Source organism: Methylobacterium sp. BTF04, assembly GCF_010692745.1.
Lineage (GTDB): Bacteria > Pseudomonadota > Alphaproteobacteria > Rhizobiales > Beijerinckiaceae > Methylobacterium.
Genome location: NZ_JAAHTB010000015.1, coordinates 1 through 15796 on the forward strand (window position 1 = coordinate 1; position 15796 = coordinate 15796).

The 15796-nt window shown below is 65.2% G+C and carries 11 protein-coding genes and 3 pseudogenes; 6 read left to right on the forward strand and 8 right to left on the reverse strand.

The genetic code is table 11. From position 1 onward, the window contains the following. Positions 1–100: 100 nt before the first annotated feature. Positions 101–267, forward strand: a pseudogene (locus G3T14_RS25010) (ATP-binding protein); the annotation flags it as partial. A gap of 134 nt (positions 268–401) precedes the next feature. Here the strand turns inward: G3T14_RS25010 and G3T14_RS25395 are convergent. Next, on the reverse strand, positions 402–533 hold the full coding sequence (locus G3T14_RS25395) for a hypothetical protein (protein WP_281409807.1): 132 nt from the start codon (positions 531–533) through the stop codon (positions 402–404). Positions 534–653: 120 nt separating this feature from the next. Here G3T14_RS25395 and G3T14_RS11240 point away from each other — a divergent pair. Further along, a pseudogene (locus G3T14_RS11240) lies at positions 654–1711 on the forward strand (IS630 family transposase). A 135-nt stretch (positions 1712–1846) separates the two neighbouring features. On the opposite strand, the gene mobF reads toward G3T14_RS11240, so the two are convergent. Continuing rightward, positions 1847–4762 (reverse strand): MobF family relaxase, encoded by a 2916-nt coding sequence (gene mobF, locus G3T14_RS11245; RefSeq protein ID WP_163642642.1) that lies wholly within the window; start codon positions 4760–4762, stop codon positions 1847–1849. Next, positions 4759–5049, reverse strand: a complete 291-nt coding sequence (locus G3T14_RS11250) for a CopG family transcriptional regulator (RefSeq protein WP_163642643.1) — start codon at positions 5047–5049, stop codon at positions 4759–4761. Before G3T14_RS11250 ends, mobF begins: the two co-directional genes overlap by 4 nt. 292 nt (positions 5050–5341) lie before the next feature. Here G3T14_RS11250 and G3T14_RS11255 point away from each other — a divergent pair, with 292 nt between their 5' ends. Genes G3T14_RS11255 through G3T14_RS11265 form a run of 3 tightly spaced genes read left to right on the forward strand, consistent with a single transcriptional unit; the run spans position 5342 to position 7213 of the window. After that, positions 5342–5896: a hypothetical protein gene (locus G3T14_RS11255; protein ID WP_163642644.1), complete on the forward strand. Its 555-nt coding sequence runs from the start codon at positions 5342–5344 to the stop codon at positions 5894–5896. After that, entirely contained in the window at positions 5893–6648 is a 756-nt protein-coding gene (locus tag G3T14_RS11260) for a hypothetical protein (protein WP_163642645.1), read from the forward strand. Before G3T14_RS11255 ends, G3T14_RS11260 begins: the two co-directional genes overlap by 4 nt. A gap of 28 nt (positions 6649–6676) precedes the next feature. Continuing rightward, positions 6677–7213: a hypothetical protein gene (locus tag G3T14_RS11265; RefSeq protein WP_163642646.1), complete on the forward strand. Its 537-nt coding sequence runs from the start codon at positions 6677–6679 to the stop codon at positions 7211–7213. 38 nt (positions 7214–7251) lie between these two features. Here G3T14_RS11265 and G3T14_RS11270 read toward each other — a convergent pair whose 3' ends face one another. Next, the gene (locus G3T14_RS11270; RefSeq protein WP_163642647.1) at positions 7252–8736 is read right to left on the reverse strand and encodes a type IV secretory system conjugative DNA transfer family protein; all 1485 of its coding nucleotides are present in this window, start codon (positions 8734–8736) and stop codon (positions 7252–7254) included. Positions 8737–8976: 240 nt separating this feature from the next. Then, a complete protein-coding gene (locus G3T14_RS11275; protein ID WP_163642648.1) occupies positions 8977–9573 on the reverse strand; it encodes a hypothetical protein in 597 nt (198 codons plus the stop codon). Between the two features lie 170 nt (positions 9574–9743). Between G3T14_RS11275 and G3T14_RS11280 the strand changes: the two are divergent. After that, positions 9744–10055 (forward strand): annotated as a pseudogene (locus G3T14_RS11280) (helix-turn-helix domain-containing protein); the annotation flags it as partial. Positions 10056–10994: 939 nt separating this feature from the next. Here the strand turns inward: G3T14_RS11280 and katG are convergent. The 3 genes from katG to G3T14_RS11295 all read right to left on the reverse strand — a co-directional run bounded on the left by katG (position 10995) and on the right by G3T14_RS11295 (position 15795). Continuing rightward, positions 10995–13301: a catalase/peroxidase HPI gene (katG, locus tag G3T14_RS11285; protein ID WP_163642710.1), complete on the reverse strand. Its 2307-nt coding sequence runs from the start codon at positions 13299–13301 to the stop codon at positions 10995–10997. A gap of 465 nt (positions 13302–13766) precedes the next feature. Next, entirely contained in the window at positions 13767–15125 is a 1359-nt protein-coding gene (locus G3T14_RS11290) for an ATP-binding protein (protein ID WP_163642649.1), read from the reverse strand. After that, positions 15118–15795: a response regulator transcription factor gene (locus tag G3T14_RS11295; protein WP_163642650.1), complete on the reverse strand. Its 678-nt coding sequence runs from the start codon at positions 15793–15795 to the stop codon at positions 15118–15120. Before G3T14_RS11295 ends, G3T14_RS11290 begins: the two co-directional genes overlap by 8 nt. Between the last annotated feature and the right edge of the window lies 1 nt (position 15796).

A 15796-nucleotide genomic window follows, 5' to 3' on the forward strand; every position in this document is an offset into this window, starting at 1 on the left:
GAAAAGCTGGACGCCGACAGACCTCCAAACAAGGCGGCCTTCGCCGGATGCGCACGGTAATGCAGCGGCTCGGACACGAACACGCCGGTGCCGTAGCTGCGAATGGGGCAAGATCTTCCCCGACCCGGCCATGACGCTGGCCGCCTCGTCCACCACGCCACGATCTTCGAGATGAACGTCGAGAGCTACCGCCGCCGCGTCGCCCTCGAGCGCAAACGCGGACCCGGACGTCCGCCCATCCGCGCGACAACCAAAACGGCTCCCTGATCGTCGCGTCACCATCCTGATTGTCGCGCTACACTCTGGATCGAAGCCCGGCCGGTGGCGGCCTGAGAGAGGCTCGGGAAGGCCCCTCGGACCCGCTCACCACTCCCGACCTCACTTTCCTACCGTCAGACCGATCACGCCAAAGCTGTCGACATCGTCAAATCGCCGGCCGAACCACCCAAACACGCGGTTCTTCGAGGTGTCCGCTCGGGCTGCAGCAGCTCGGCCACGAGGTGGTCGGTGACCAGCGTGTCGAGCTTGCCCATCGGGATCGACCGGCCTTTGCAGGCGGATTTCCCCTGCCTGCCTTGGGTCTAGTGGATGAGCCCTGACGGTTGAGTCCGTCTGGGGTTTCGGTTTGAGGTGCGTCCTGCGAGTCTGTCGGGATGCGCAGTGGCATCTCTTTCACGCTCTCCACGTCGGATCGCCTTCGCCTGGAGGTCTTGGTCGCGGATCGAAACACGCCGCAGAAGCACGTCTGGCGCGCCCGCATCGTGCTGCGAGCGCCGAAGGGCTCGGGACGCACGCGATCATGCGTGAGGCTAGCGTGTCCAAGACGGTGGTCTGGCGCTGGCAGGACCGCTTCGCGCAGGAGGGCGTCGAAGGGCTCCTTCGGGATAAGACGCGACCGGCGCGCATCTCGCCGCTGGGGCCGGAGGTGGCGGCGCGCGTGGTTGCTCTGACGCAACGAGATCCGCCCGGCGAGACCACGCATTGGACGGCCGCCGCCATGAGTAAGGTCGCGGCCATCAGCGTTTCGTCGGTGCAGCGGATCTGGCGCGGGCACGGTTTGCAGCCCCATCGGGTCCGGCAGTTCAAGCTCTCCACCGACCCGGCCTTCGCTGCCAAGTTGCGTGACGTCGTCGGGCTCTACGTTGATCCGCCCGCCCATGCCGTCGTGCTCTCGGTCGATGAGAAGAGCCAGATCCAGGCGCTCGCCCGCACGCAGGTCCCGTTGCCGATGAAGCCGGGCCAGCCGACGACGCGCACCCACGATTACAAGCGCCACGGCACGACGACCCTGTTTGCCGCCCTGGACGTGCTGGAGGGCAAGGTGATCGGCCGCTGCATGCAGCGCCATCGGCATCAGGAGTTCATCCGCTTCCTCAATGCGGTCGAGGCGGCGGTTCCGGCGGGCAAGATCGTCCACGCGATCCTGGACAACTATGCCGTCCACAAGCACCCGAAGGTCCGTGCCTGGCTCGACCGCCACCCGCGCTGGACCTTCCACTTCACCCCGACCTCAGCCTCGTGGCTCAATGCCGTCGAGGGCTTCTTCGCCAAGCTCGCAAAACGCCGGCTCCGACGCGGCGTGTTCGGATCGCTGATCGAGGTACAGGCGGCCATCAAACGCTTCATCGCCGAGAGCAACGGCAATCCGAAGCCCTTCGTCTGGACCGCCGACCCGGATCGCATCATCCAGGCCGCAAAGCGCGGGCACTAAGTGTTAGACTCGCACCACTAGCAGCTGTAGTAGGTGTGCACCTTGCCAGACTTCGAGGTACCGGTGCGCAGGTGGCAGGCCACTGACGAAGCCCGCCAATTTCGATTGGCTCGGCTGCGGCATAATGTTTACGGCCTATCGTTCGATCGCCGGACCGGATCGCCCCTGGGAGCGGCGGTGATCGAGACCGTGTTCGACTGACGGCTTGCGCAAGGCATCTATGACGCGCGCGATATGTTGTGGCAGAAGCCGTCGGGTTTGCTGCCCCAGTCGGCCGAGTTGCCGCAACATCATACCGGGCGCTGCGCTGATCTCTTGCATCACGGCTCGGAAAGCCCGGCCAGCGTCGAAGCCGCGCCGGAGATCGAGTCGAATATCCTTCGACGCTGCGGGAATCATTCCTGTTCTGACGAACGCGGCGCGATCCTCGACATGATCGACGACGTTGACCTTCTCGTTGTAGCGGCGCGCCTCGACGAACAACCGCTCTTGCAGCTCGGCTGTGCTCGGCGCCATGCGGGCGTCGGACGCTCGGCTGCGTACGGCCGCCTCCAACCGGTCTCGCTCGACGACGAGCCTGGCGTCGTGCCGGTGGCGCGTCAGGCCGACGTAGAGCTCGCGCGCATCGCTCGCTGTGGCGCCGTAGTAGACACATGAGGAAGCCGTTTTTCCCTGTACGGAGTATGCGGTGCCAGCGTAAGCGAGGCTGATCCGGGGCAGAGTGGGCGCAATGCGCCGTCCGGGAATCCGATCGCGCACGAAGGCCGTATAGGCATCCTCGACCCGGCGGCCATCGTCCAGACGAACGGTCAGCTGCAGCGTGCCGTGCGCATCAGGTCCGATCGCCTCGACGATTGCGCGTGTTCCGTTGCGAATGCCGTGCTGGCGGATTCCTTCGCCGAACCGGATCTTGTCGCCAACGGCCAAGTCAAGCGTGATTGGCTTGTTCTCGCGGTCACGAGCCCGCACCGCGACGTCGACGCCGGTGATTTGCGCTTCCGCGCGCAACACAGCGCGCGCGGCAGTGTTCAGGACGGCGGCGTCGCGGTTACGGCGGGTGACGATCAGCACCTCATCGTTGCAGTAGCTGGCACGCGCCTGCGTCCAAAGCGCGATGGCTCTTTCTTGTGCCGGGCTGGACCCGCTGACGAGTTCGATCCGCTCATGCCTGGCATAAGCGCGTAGCCCGGCCTCGACCTCACCACGCGCCATCAGGATCGAGGCAGCGCGCTGCCACTGCACTTGTTGGCGCCGCACTTCGCTGAGCGTCGCATGACGCCCAAGAACGTCGACGACCGCGCGCAGCGCACTGCCACCTGGAACCGCCGCGAGCTGGCGCCGGTCGCCGAGCAGGATCGCGCGAGCTCCCCCGTTCGGGGCCGCCGCCGCGGCCGAGAGCACGAAGGCGAGATCCTTGGTGCCGACCATGCCCGACTCGTCGCACAGGATGACGGTATCGGCATCGAGAGGGGGAATCCTGCCGTGTTCGAGATCGTGCCGCCACTTGGCGATAGCGAAAGTCTCGATGCCGGTGGTGGCCGCAAGCTCATCGGCCGCCGTCCAACTCGGGGCCAAACCGACCACCTTGAGGCCCGATGCCTTTGCCGCCGCGACGATCACGTTGGCCGTTACGGTCTTGCCCGTTCCAGCCCCGGCCTCCAAAACACTGACGCCACCGGCCTCCGGCGCCGTGACGTGGATCACCGCCTGACGCTGCTCGGCCGATAGCTGAGGGGCCGCGTCGATCGCAGTCGTCACGGCCTCAGACCGAAAGCGCGATCCGACATCCGCCCGGTCGGCGGCGCGAAGCAAGGCGGCTTCAGCCATGGCAATACCGGGCGTGGTCCAGCAGGCCTCCGGGTCGGACTGGTTCAGACGCAGGAGCTGGCCCCGTTCTTCCAAGGCAGCTATCTCGGCTTTGACGGCGGCGATGCCAATACCCTGGAGTGCCGCCTCGTTGAGCGCCTGCTCGACCAAACTCTTGCGGTCGATGACGTTTTGATGCCGGAACAAGGCGGACGCGGCCCGCGCCACCGGCGTCTCGCCGGTGATCTCTGGCGGATCGAAGTCAGGCTCGGGCGTGAGATCTTGTTCGTGCTCTCGCTCTTGATCCTGTTCTAGTGACCGAGCCCGGCTCGCCTCGCGAACCGCTGTCCAGGGGTCGATGTCGAAGGCGGAGAGCTCGTCGCGCCAGCGCCGCTCCAGTTCGGCCCCTGTCGGCAGGTCTGCCTTCGCGTCGCGCGTCGAGAGCGCGGCGACCTCCTTCTGCGACCCGGAGGCCGATTTGCGGTCGCCACCAATCGCCGCCTCGATCTCGACCGAGCGTTTGGAAAACGCTTCGATGACAGCATCGGGAATGCCGCGAATCTCGAATTGCCCTTGTCCGGCAGCGCGCAGGGAGAGCCCGAACTCACGCGACAACCCTTCCGCCAGGGCAGCGCGATAGGCGGAGCCGACGACCTTCTGCCAGTCGAACAGCTTCGAAGGCTCCAAGGTGCGGTATTTCCCGTCTGGCAATTTCGCGACGTTCAATAACACGCAATGCGTGTGGCAATTGGGGTCCCCGGCCCTGGTCGTATAATGATCGAACCGGCCAACCATCAGATCGGTCGGCTGCTCGCGCAGGTATCCGCCCGCGCCGAGTCTGACCTCGACGAGACCTTCATCCCGCAGGAATTCCAGCGCCTCGGTTACCGCCGCGGCATGGATCGATTCAAGCTGGGATCGCTGATTGCTGCCACCATCGGCCCAGAGAATCGAAAATGTCTTGCAGGCGGTGAGCGTCACGTCCCATCCGGCCCTGTGTCCCTCGCCGGCCCCACGCACCAGCGATTGGCCGGTGCGCGGATCGCGACCGGCACACAGATCCTGGAAGCTTTTGAGATCGATCGCCGCTTCGTCGCGGACCACGCTACCGGCGCTCGTCCACCACCGACCTCCGCCATCCTGGGCGTAGTACTCGTCGCGGTTTTGGGTCTCACGGTAGGGATCGTTGGTGTAATAATTGCCGGCCGATGAACCCGCACCGAGGGTGTGGAGGCTCGCCGTCATGGCGTAGACGATGAAATTGGCGCCTTGTAGCGGCAGATGGCGGCCATCTCGGATTGTGCCGGCTCTGCCAGCACTTCGCCGATGAGGCTGGCAAGGGTCGCGAGACGATCCTTGACGAGGTTGATCTCGTCGTACATCCGGCCGTAGGCAACGATGCCGTCGAGGTCGTTGCGCAGAGCCCGCGATACCAGGTCAGCCGACGAGAGACCGGTACGCTCGACGGCCTCGGCAAAGCGGATGGCGAGATCGGGATCGAGGGTCAGGGTGAGCGTCTGGACGGCAGGCATCGGAGGCAATTCCAAGTCGGTGTCAGCGGGGCAGTCCTGGTACCGTGCGCTCCATCAGACATGGGCGGCAAGCCGCGAAACGGCACTCTGCAGCCCCGTGGTTAACGTCCGGCAGCTTTAGTGCGTGTGGTGTGATACCACTAAATTTGTAGCCTTCTCGTGGTATTTTGTGTAGGCATCGTGTGGCCTCTCGTGGCCGCTGATGGTGCTTACCAGACCCTTGTCGTCGCGCCTCCAATCCTGCGCATGATCCTAAGCTTGGCTTCATCGCCGGAGTGCTACATCTCCGGACATGCCGCCCCTCGACCTTCCCCGCCTGCGCCGTGACGTCAAGCGTCGCCAAGACGCTCGGCCGCAAGGTCAGGGTCCGGGCGGACGTCTCGTCACCGGCAGCATGGCGATCGTGCGCGAGCATCTCGAAGCCTTCGAGGCGATGCACCGCGATGGCGCCAGTTGGGTCGACATCGCCGCCGCGCTCGCCGCCCAGGAAGTGATGCAGGGGACCGGCGATGCCGCGCAACCCATCACCGCCCGGCGGCTGACCGCCCTGATGGCCAGTGTCCGGCGCGAGCGTGAACGGCACGCCCAAGCCGGCCGGGCGCGGATGCGCCGGAGCGACCTCGGCCTAGTCGCCCACGTCGAGACGTGCGAGCCGGCAGCGCCGTCGCCCCTCTCAATCTCGACGCCCTCCACCCGGTCTATTCGGGAGCGAAAGACGCTCTCCCTCGCGCCCGAGCTAACCCAGCGCGAGACCCTCGACACGGAATTGGACTTCCCCTCCGCCGAGGACATCCGCCGCTCGGCGCTGGCCACGGTGCAAAAGCTGTTGAAGAAGGATCCCCCATGAGCCGCATCCTCCTCGTCGCGCAGGACACCAGTGCGATCGGCAAGTCGACCGTGACTCGAGCCTTGGCCGAATGCGTGCCGGACGCACCGGTCTACGAAGTGGAATCGAGCCGGCACCTCGTCGAGCTCGGCGACCGGGTTCGCCACTTCGCCATCCGGACCGAACGCAAGCGCCTGGACGAGACCGGCGGAGAGGCGGCCATTGCCGAGTACGATCCGGTGCTGAACAGACTGCTGACCGAGCCGGTGCCGGCGATCGTCGACATCGGCGCCAACGGCGGCGTCGCCTTCCTGGAGGCGCTGGCGCAGATGGCCGCGGCCTTCGACCGGCGGAAGAAGACGCTCGGGGTTCTCGTTGTGGTAGCGCACAAGGACGACGCCTACGCGACCGGCCGCGCGATCACCGCGGTGACGAAGGGCTGGGCGGCGGCGCGCTTCCTGATGGTCAACCACCTCCATGGCGAGCCCGACGCGGCTCAGGTCAAGGAACTGACCAAAGGAGCCACGGCAGTGACCACCCTGGCAAAGTACAGCTTCCCGACGAAGGCGCTACCGCTGATCGCCCCGCTTGGCCTGGCGCTGATCCCGCAGCTAGACGAGGACGCGCTGGCCAAGCACCTCGCCAAGGACGGGGCCGAACCGGACGTGGCCATGGCGATCCGTACGCGGGCCTCGCTGGACGCCTTCCGGCTCGCCGCGATGAAGGCCGTGGAACCCGCAGCCCGGTGGTTGATCGATGCCGACAAGGCTTGAACAGCTCGAAGAAGCCCTAGTCGGCGCCATGGCAGCGGCCCGCCGATCGGGCGCACGCGTCCGGGAGGTGCGCGCCGAGCGGCTCGCCCGTGCCCTTGCCGCGCCGACGCCGGCCGCGCGACTGGCCGCCCTCGACGATCCGATCCTGACGCGCGCAGACCGGCGCAAACTGCGTGAGCACGTCGGAGTCTCGCTGGCTCCGGAATCCAGCACCTCGAAGACGTCGAAGCGCCGCCCTCTGGCCAACCGCCTCCGGGTCGCGTTGGCCAGCCAGCGCTACAACCCGGTCAACCTGCTAATCTGCGTCTTCGTCGGCGGGTCAATCGTCACAGCACTCGCCTTCGCCTGGGCGCATACCGGGCGCGGAGCACAGATGAGCGGGCTTTGCCGCGATCCGGTGTTTACCTGGTCGGACGGCACGCCAAGATATCCCTCGATCTCCAAAGGCACGCGGGTCATTGTACGAAGCGAGAGCACCGAGGTTGCGACGATCGCATATTGGCAACCCCTGGCTGGCTACGGCATCACGACGGTCGAGAAGGTTTGTCTCGTCAAAGGCGAGTGATGGCCACGTAAATTGCCGGGCCACACGCTCTTCGTCGGTCAGGACCGCCCGACGGGTGCGACGCCGCTCAGCAGGCCGTCAAAGCGAGTGTCTTTATGCGGCACGGTCTTGCGCAGGCGGATCGGATGGCGCGTGTAGCGCCGGCTGTTGGCGAACACCACCAGACGGTCGGCGGCGAGGATGTCCTCGCCGGTCTCATCCTCTAACGATGCCTCTTGAAGTGACTGCGAGGTGGAGCTGGGCCCCTCCTCACCCTTCGTCTGGCTGGTGGACGGAAGCCGGGCCGTATAGCGGCCGAGCATGCGCGAGAAGCGCTCGCGCTCCTCGACCGAGATCGCCGGCAGATCCGACACGGTGACGATCTCGGCGGTGTCCATCAAGGTCCCGGCTCCGGCCTCGCCGTAGACGTCGAGCATCTGCTGCCGGCTCTGCCAGAACGTCCAAAGGCTTACACCATGCCCGGGCAGTTCGCCGACCGCCTTGACGATGGCGTCGAAGCGGCCGAGCTGGGCAGCCTCGTCGACGATGCATAGGATGCGACGGCGGTTCGGATCGGGATGACGGCGCGCGACCGCGAAGAGGTCGGCGAGCAGCCAACGCAGAAAACCCGAGATGATCTCGGTGGCCTCGGACGGCACGACGATGAACAGGTCGGTGTCTCCGGACAGGAGATCGCGCAGTTCGAAGGTCGGATCTTGAGTCAGGTGCTGCATGCGCGCGTCGAGCAGCCAGTCGAAGGCTTGCTCGGCAGTCGAGACAACATCTTCTTTGCTCTTGGCTTCGCTGTCGATGAACGCGCGCACAGCCCGGCTAACGAGATCGTCGGAATCTCCGAGGGCGGCCTTGAGAGCCGGAAGGTCCTTGAGGAATACCGCCGCGGCTAGCGGCGAGCGCCGCCCCGAACGGATCGCCGCAAGAGCGGCGCCGAGGAACAGGGTGGTGGCACGGTTGCGGAAGAACTGGCTGCTCTCGTTGGCCGTCGCGCTGCCGGGCAGGAGCTGACGAGCGAGATGCTGCAGATAGAGCGTGTCGTCTGGATCGAGTGTGGCGAGTGGGTTCCAGCGATCACGGCCCGCGACGATGCCGAACGGATCGATACAGCGGACCACGCGGCCAAGCCTGCGCCTACGTGCGGCGATCCTCCGGTAGATCTCGCCCTTGGGATCGATGACCACGGCCGGCCCATCCCAGACGCCGGGGTCGGGCGGCATGGCGAGGTTGTTGATGATCAGTCCCGAGGTCTTGCCGGTCCGTGGCGGCGCGATCGAGACGAGGTTGCCCTCGACCTGGACCCGCACCGGCCTGCCGCTAACCGGATCGAGTCCGAGTTCGAGCCCGACGTTCATCACCGCCCGTTCGGACGCGTTGGCAAACCGGGCGCGACCGAACACGCTGCGCCAATCGCGCAGGCCAGGTGTCGAGGTGCCCATGATGAGAAAAGCCCCGCCGAATACGATCACGGCGAGCGTGGCTATGGCCATGGTGCCGCCATCGCCGAAGGCGAGGTGTTTGCCTTGGATCATGGTGACGTAAGCGCCGAGGCAAGGCAGGATCCGCCAACGGGACAGATCATCAAACCATTGTTCCGGCGCCAGCAAGTTGCCGTCCCACGCGCTCGGATCGAAGCCGTGCTGGATGATAAAAGCCGCAGGATAGAAAACACTCAAGCTGCATATGGCCAACAACGTCACGATCAACCCACACCAAAAAGTGCTGAGCTTTTTCATTAAGACCGCCACTTTTGAAAATTCATCAAGTTGCAATTAGATATAATATATTATTTTCGTCGCGTTAATGCGGACGAGCCTGATCAGCGGCGGCAGAAGATTTAAAATACCGATATCAAGCACCACGATCACCTGGTTTTTATTGTTAGATATGACGAAAGCATCATATAAATCGGAATCAAATTTTTTGTCTAATACCAACTTTTGCGTTAATCCGAGTAGAGCCCTAACTTTTTGATCCTGAGGTCCAAAAAAATCGTCTGCGCGATCCGGCAAAATGACACCAAACCTGCTAAATTTTAATCGCCAAGCCCAGTCGTCGATGTAATCCAACTGACGATATGCTATGTCAGAGTTGGTTGAGACATCGACAATCTCACCGCGAAGGAATGCTTCTGTCTGAGCTCCGGACAGAAATTTCATCCAAGGTAGATGTACGCTTCTAAGTAGGATGACAGGATGCTTGGGGGCTTTAGAGTTTCCCCGTTTGTTTTTTAAAGTCGTGCGAAAGTGACGGTGATCGCTTTGAATCAAAGAAAAATTGATTTTTGCCGCATAGTATTCGTTTGCAAGATGCGCTGACAATTCCAAGCGTTCATAAATGAATTCCTTGAGGGGCGTCAAGAGGATCATTACGCAAGCGGCCTTCTCGATTGGTGATCTACAAAGAAAAAGGGTACGGCATACCCGTTCAATATTAGACAGCCAAAAGCCTAAAATTCGATCGATTTCGACACAAATAATTATGTAATACCGGACCTCGTTGAGCGCGACTCACGCGGGGTAGCATCTGCATCCGGGTCGTGATTCTTTCCTTGGGTTTGGAGCCTGAGGAGGACGCAATGGCCGCTGCGGTGCCGCTGCGTTCGGATTTCGATGCCGAGGCGTTGCGTGCCCTGGCCAAGGGTTCGCGCGATCCGGCCCAGACCCGCCGCCTGTTGGCGCTGTCGGTCGTCGCGGCAGGCGGGACGCGCTCGGAGGCGGCCGAGATCGGCGGGGTCGGGTTGCAGACGGTGCGCGACTGGGTCGTGGCCTTCAACGCCGATGGCCCGAGCGGGCTGATCGACGGCAAGGCCCCTGGGGCCCGTCCGCGCCTGAACGCCGACCAGCGCGATATCCTCTGATCCTACCCTGATTTCCCGGACACCTCTGATACGCTCGTTACGGGCGGGGAAGGTGTTTGATGGCCAAGACGAGACGCTAGTTTGCTTCGCTGCACCTTCGGTGTCACCCCCGAGTTCAAACGCGAGGCGGTGGCCCTGAAGGGAGCCACGATCGTCCGCCCAGGCCGGGCGACGCTCAATCAGCGCAGGGCGCTCGTCTCAATCCGCAAACCTCGAAGCTGCCACCCATCCCGCGCAAGCGGGACCGTTCAACCACCTATTCCGGTCATAGGCGTCCGTTCTATCGGGCTGCCCAGAAGCGGACGTTCTGAAGGTCCGACAAGGGTCATCATCGGTCGAAATCGGATATCCGCTTCGCCGATTTTCCACCCATAATTGGCCTGAAAGTTAGCCACCCAGGACGGATGTTCACGCCAACAAACGGGCTGAGGCACCACCCGCCTTGAAGAAGGTGCTCTGATCGGTATTGTACACGTCAACGTAGCCAGAAATGGCGTGCGGAACGTTCGCGAGAGGGCGAACGGCCTGATTTCGAGAAATGTGGCGGATTATCCCCCCCTCTCCGCCATTCAATTTTCCATTACAAAACTAGATAGTGAAACTGGCACTCCTGAGGTGCCGCTGTCGCTATGACTCTGTGGCGGCCTCGACAGACCGACCTCCGAGCGGCTGATCGGTGGTTTGCCCTCGATGCCCCGGCGGGGCGTTGCCAGTTCTGTTGAAAGAGGAACCGTCGGCGGCGCGGCTCTGGTCTGAGAGAGTGCTTGCCGCTTCCGAGATCGGCTTGCGCAGGGCAATCCGGACGGAGCGCTCGACCAGTCTATGTCAAACGCCCGAGCGAGGTAATTTCCCTCCGGTCCCTCCCGGGCGTCTGAAGTCTTGCAACCTCAGTCGCCTCGGTCGGGACCGGAAAGTCGATCGATCGCAAGCTTACAGCGAGCGGCCTCTGACGTCGTAGCGGTCGAGCATCATCATCTTGTTCCACACCGTCACGAAGTCTTTCGCGAAACGCGCCTCGCCGTCGCTGCTCGCATAGACTTCGGCGACAGACCGAAGCTGCGAGTTCGAGCCGAACACGAGGTCGCAGCGGGTGGCGGTGAACCGGGCTTCGCCGCTGTCGCGATCGACCAGCGCGAAGGTCATGGCCGTCTCGTCGGACTTGCGCCATTCGAGATCGACGCTGGTCAGGTTGACGAAGAAGTCGTTCGACAGGACCCCGACCCGGTCGGTGAAGATGCCGTGCTGCGAGCCATCGTGATTGGCGCCGAGGGCACGGAGGCCGCCGACGAGGGCGACCCACTCGGGGGCCGTGAGCGAGTACAGGTACGCCCGGTCGAGGAAGAGTTCCTCGGGGGAGACCCGGGTGATCGCCGCGGCGTCGTCCGCCACGAAGTTGCGGAAACCGTCGACGACGGGCTTCAGCCACTCGAACATCTCGATGTCGGTCAGGTCCTGACGCGTGTCGACGCGGCCGGGCGTGAACGGAACCGCGATGGAGTGGCCGCCATCGGCGAGCGCCGTCTCGACGGCGGCGCAGCCGCCGAGCACGATGAGATCGGCCAGCGAGACCCGCTTGCCGCCCGCCTTGGCATTGAACGCGTCGGCGACCTGCCGAAGCGCCGCGACCACCGGCACCGTGCGTTGGTTGACCGCCCAATCCTTCTGCGGAGCCAGGGCGAGCCGGCCGCCATTGGCGCCGCCGCGCTTGTCGCTGTCGCGAAAGGTCGCCGCCGCCGAGAACGCCGTGAAGGCGAGGTCGGACACCGACTGGCCGGTCGCCTTGATGGCCTGCTTCAGCTCGGCGATATCGCCCGCATCGATGAGATCGAAGTCACGCGGCGGGATCGGGTCCTGCCACAGCAGATCGTTCTCGAGCGTCACCTCGGCGCCGAGGTAGCGCTCCTTCGGGCCCATATCGCGGTGGGTCAGCTTGTACCACGCCTTCGAGAACGCCAGCGTGAACGCATCGAAGTCGTTGAGGAACTTCTCGCAGACCTTCCGGTACTCGGGATCGACCTTCAGCGCGATGTCGCTGGTCATCATCATCAGGCCGTGCATCTGGCCCGGGACGTGCGCGTCGGGGGTCTTGGGCGCATCCGGATCCGCCGGAGTCCACTGCGACGCACCGGCCGGGCTCTTGGTCTGCACCCACTCGAACTTGAAGAGGTTCTCGAGATAGGCGTTGTCCCACTGGGTCGGGTTCGGCGTCCAGCTGCCCTCGATGCCGTTGGTCATCGTGTACTGGGCAAAGCCGGTGCCCTTCGGGTTGTGCCAGCCGAGCCCCATCGCCTCCATCGGCGCGATCTCGGGCGGCGGACCGACCTCATCGGCCGAGACCATGCCGTGGCTCTTGCCGAAGGCGTGGCCGCCGGCGATCAGGGCGACGGTCTCCTCGTCGTTCATCGCCATCCGGGTGAAGGTGGTGCGGATATCGCGCGCCGACCCCATCGGATCGCCGTTGGCGTAGGGACCCTCGGGGTTCACGTAGATCAGCGCCTGGTGCGACGCGGCCAGGGGATTTTCGAGATCGTAATCCGCATCGCCGTTCTGGCCGCGCCAGCGCTTGTCGCGGGTGACCATGCTGTCGAACGACTTGACGTCGGTCGGATCCCAGATCTCGGGGCCCCAATAGGTGGCGTTGTCCGCCTCCCAGGCGTCCTGGCGGCCGCCGGCGAAGCCGTAGGTCGGGAAGCCCATGATCTCGAGGGCGCAATTGCCGGTGAGAACCATCAGGTCGCCCCACGACAGAGCGTTGCCGTATTTCTGCTTGATCGGCCAGATGAGGCGGCGCGACTTGTCGGTGTTGCCGTTGTCCCACCAGCTGTTGATCGGCGCGAAGCGCTGGAGCGCCTCGCCGGCACCGCCACGCCCGTCGGCGATGCGGTAGGTGCCCGCCGCGTGCCAGGCCATGCGGATCATCTGCGGGCCGTAATTGCCGTAATCCGACGGCCACCACGCCACCGAGGTGGTCAGGAACGACTTGATGTCCTGCTTCAGCGCCGCGAGGTCGATCTGCTCGAACGCGGCCTTGTAGTCGAAATCCGCGCCGAGCGGATTGGCCTGCGGTCCGTTCTGGTGGAGCAGCTCGACCTTCAAGCGGTTGGGGTACCAATCCGACAGGGCCGGCGGGCTGCCGACCGCGCCGCCGATCCGGTCGCCACCGAACGGGCACTTGCCCGCCATCGGGAAGGTTTGGGCATCGAGTTTGTCGTTCTTCGTGGCTTTGAGGGTTTGCATGTCGTCCACGTGAATATCCTTTGCGATTTCAAAATCTTCAGGGCGTCGGGCAGCCTTGGGTAACCCGGGCCGCCCTCTTTTCGCGCGTGGCTGCGTCGTTCACGGCGCCGATCCTCCGGCCTCGGAAGCCGGTCTAGCAGCGCCGCAGCGATCGCGTCAGCGAACTGCAGGATTAATATGGGGCACCGCCTCGGTCAGCCGAGCGGGATGTCGGGAGCGCAGCGATGCAGTTTTCGACACCAAGGGGGTTCTTACGTCGGCGATCCAACGCTTCGTCACCTGCCTCCTGCCCGACCTCGGAGACATTTGCATGAAGGCTATCTGCCGCAGTGGCGCCTTGGACCGGCGCGGTGCAGCCGCAGCGGCGGAGACGGTCGCCGGGTGCGAGGCCGGCCCGGTCACCGGGCTTTTACCGCAAACGACCGGCATGCGCCGATCCCGCTGCCATAATGTTGGAGGCGAGCCTCAATCGCGGCGCCAGACCATCGTGACGCGGCAACCACCGCCGGGGGCCTCCCCGATCCCCACCTCCAGCCCGTGCAGCTGGGCCACCGCCGAAACCAGGCTGAGACCGAGACCGTTTCCGGGGCTGCCCCGCGCGGGCTCCGAGCGGTGGAAGCGCCCGAAGACCTGCGCCCGCTCGCGCTCCGGAACGCCGGGGCCGGTATCTTCCACGGCGATGAGGGTGGCCGCGTCGCGGTCGTGCAAGCCGATGCGGACCTCACCGCCGGGGGGCGTGAACTTGACGGCGTTTTCGACCAGGTTTGAGAGCGCCTCGAACAGCAGGTCGCGGTCGCCCTCGATGGAAGGCACGGCGTCCGGCGGCAGGAACCGCAGCGAGACGCCTTTCTCCTCGGCGACCGGCTCGTGGAACTCGGCCACCTCGGCCACGATGCCGGCGAGGTCGAGGCGGGCGAAGGCGGCCCGGCGGCGTCCGTGCTCGATCTCGCCGATGCGGAGCACCGCGTTGACCATCGCCAGCGTCTGGTCGATCCAGGCCAGCCCCTGGTCGATCGCCTCGCGAAACTCCTCGACGCTCTCGGCCCGCTCCCGGCTCGTCTCCAGGCGGGTCCGCAGCCGCGTCAGAGGCGTGCGCAGATCGTGGGCGACGGCGTCGCCGACGCCGCGCACCTCCTCCATCAGACGGCCGATCTCGTCGAGAAGCGTGTTCACGTCGCGGGCGAGGCGATCGAACTCGTCGTTCGTGCCGTGGACCGGCAAGCGCTGGTTGAGATGTCCGTGCATCAGGCGCGCGACCGCGGCCTGCGTCGCCACGACCCGGCGGCGACCGCGTGCGGCGAGCACCGTGCCGCCGAGCGCGGAAAGGGCCAGCATCGGGACCAACGCAAGGCCGAGCGCGCGCAGCACCGTACTTCGCGCGCGGTCGATCTCATCGGTATCGTGGGCCACGACGACGACGCGGCCATCGGGCAGCGTCAGCGCCGCCGACCACAGTTCCTCGTGCAGCGTCTGACCCGCGATGGCGACGCGCGTCCCGATCCGGCGGACCTCGCCGTCGGGCGGCAGGTCGCGCGGCAGCGCGTCGATGTTGCCGGCCTGCCTCGAGCCGTCGGGTCCGAAAACGCCGCCGAAATGGACGCTGTGCAGGTCCTCGCGGATCCATGCCTCCACGCGCGTGCCGGCCGCGTCGGGCTGCTGTGCGGCGTACAGAACCTCATGACGCACGACGTGCGCGAGTTCGTCCTGCACGAAGGGTGCGGTCTGCCAGTAGACGAACCCGAACAGCGCAAGCGTCATCGCCGTCGACCAAAGGGCGATGCCGAGGGCCCAGCGCACCGCCGTCGTGCGGAACAGGTCAATCATCGGCCGACAGGGTGAAGCCGACGCCCCGCACGTTGTGGATCAGCGCCGGCTCGCCGCCGGCCTCGAGTTTCCGGCGCAAGCGTCCGACATGGACGTCGATGAGGTTGGATTTCGGCACGAACCGATAGTTCCAGACCTCCTCGAACAGCATCGCCCGGGTCACCACCTGCCCGTGGCGCCGCATCAGATAGTCGAGCAGCCGAAGCTCGCGCGGCAGCAAATCGAGGTCGCGGGTCCCGCGCCGGCCGGACCCCGCCACGAGGTCGAGTTCGAGGCCGCCGACCCGCAGGACGGTCTCGCGGGTCTCCACGGGCCGACGCAGCAGCGCCTCGATCCGGGCGGCGAGTTCGCCCAGCGCGAAGGGCTTGGCGAGGTAGTCGTCGCCGCCCGCGCGCAGACCGCGGATGCGCTCGTCGACATCGCCGAGCGCACTGAGGACGAGCGCAGGCGTGCGATCGCCGGTGCGCCGGAGCTCCTGGAGCACGGAGAGTCCGTCGAGACCGGGCAGCATCCGGTCGAGGATGATCGCATTCCAATCGCCGCGACGGGCCGCCGACCCACCCTCCGGACCGGTCGCGACCCATTCGACGGAATGTCCCCGCCCGCGCAGGTCGCCGAGCACGTCCTCGGCGGTCTCTGCGTCGTCCTCGATGAGAAGAAGCCTCGCCACC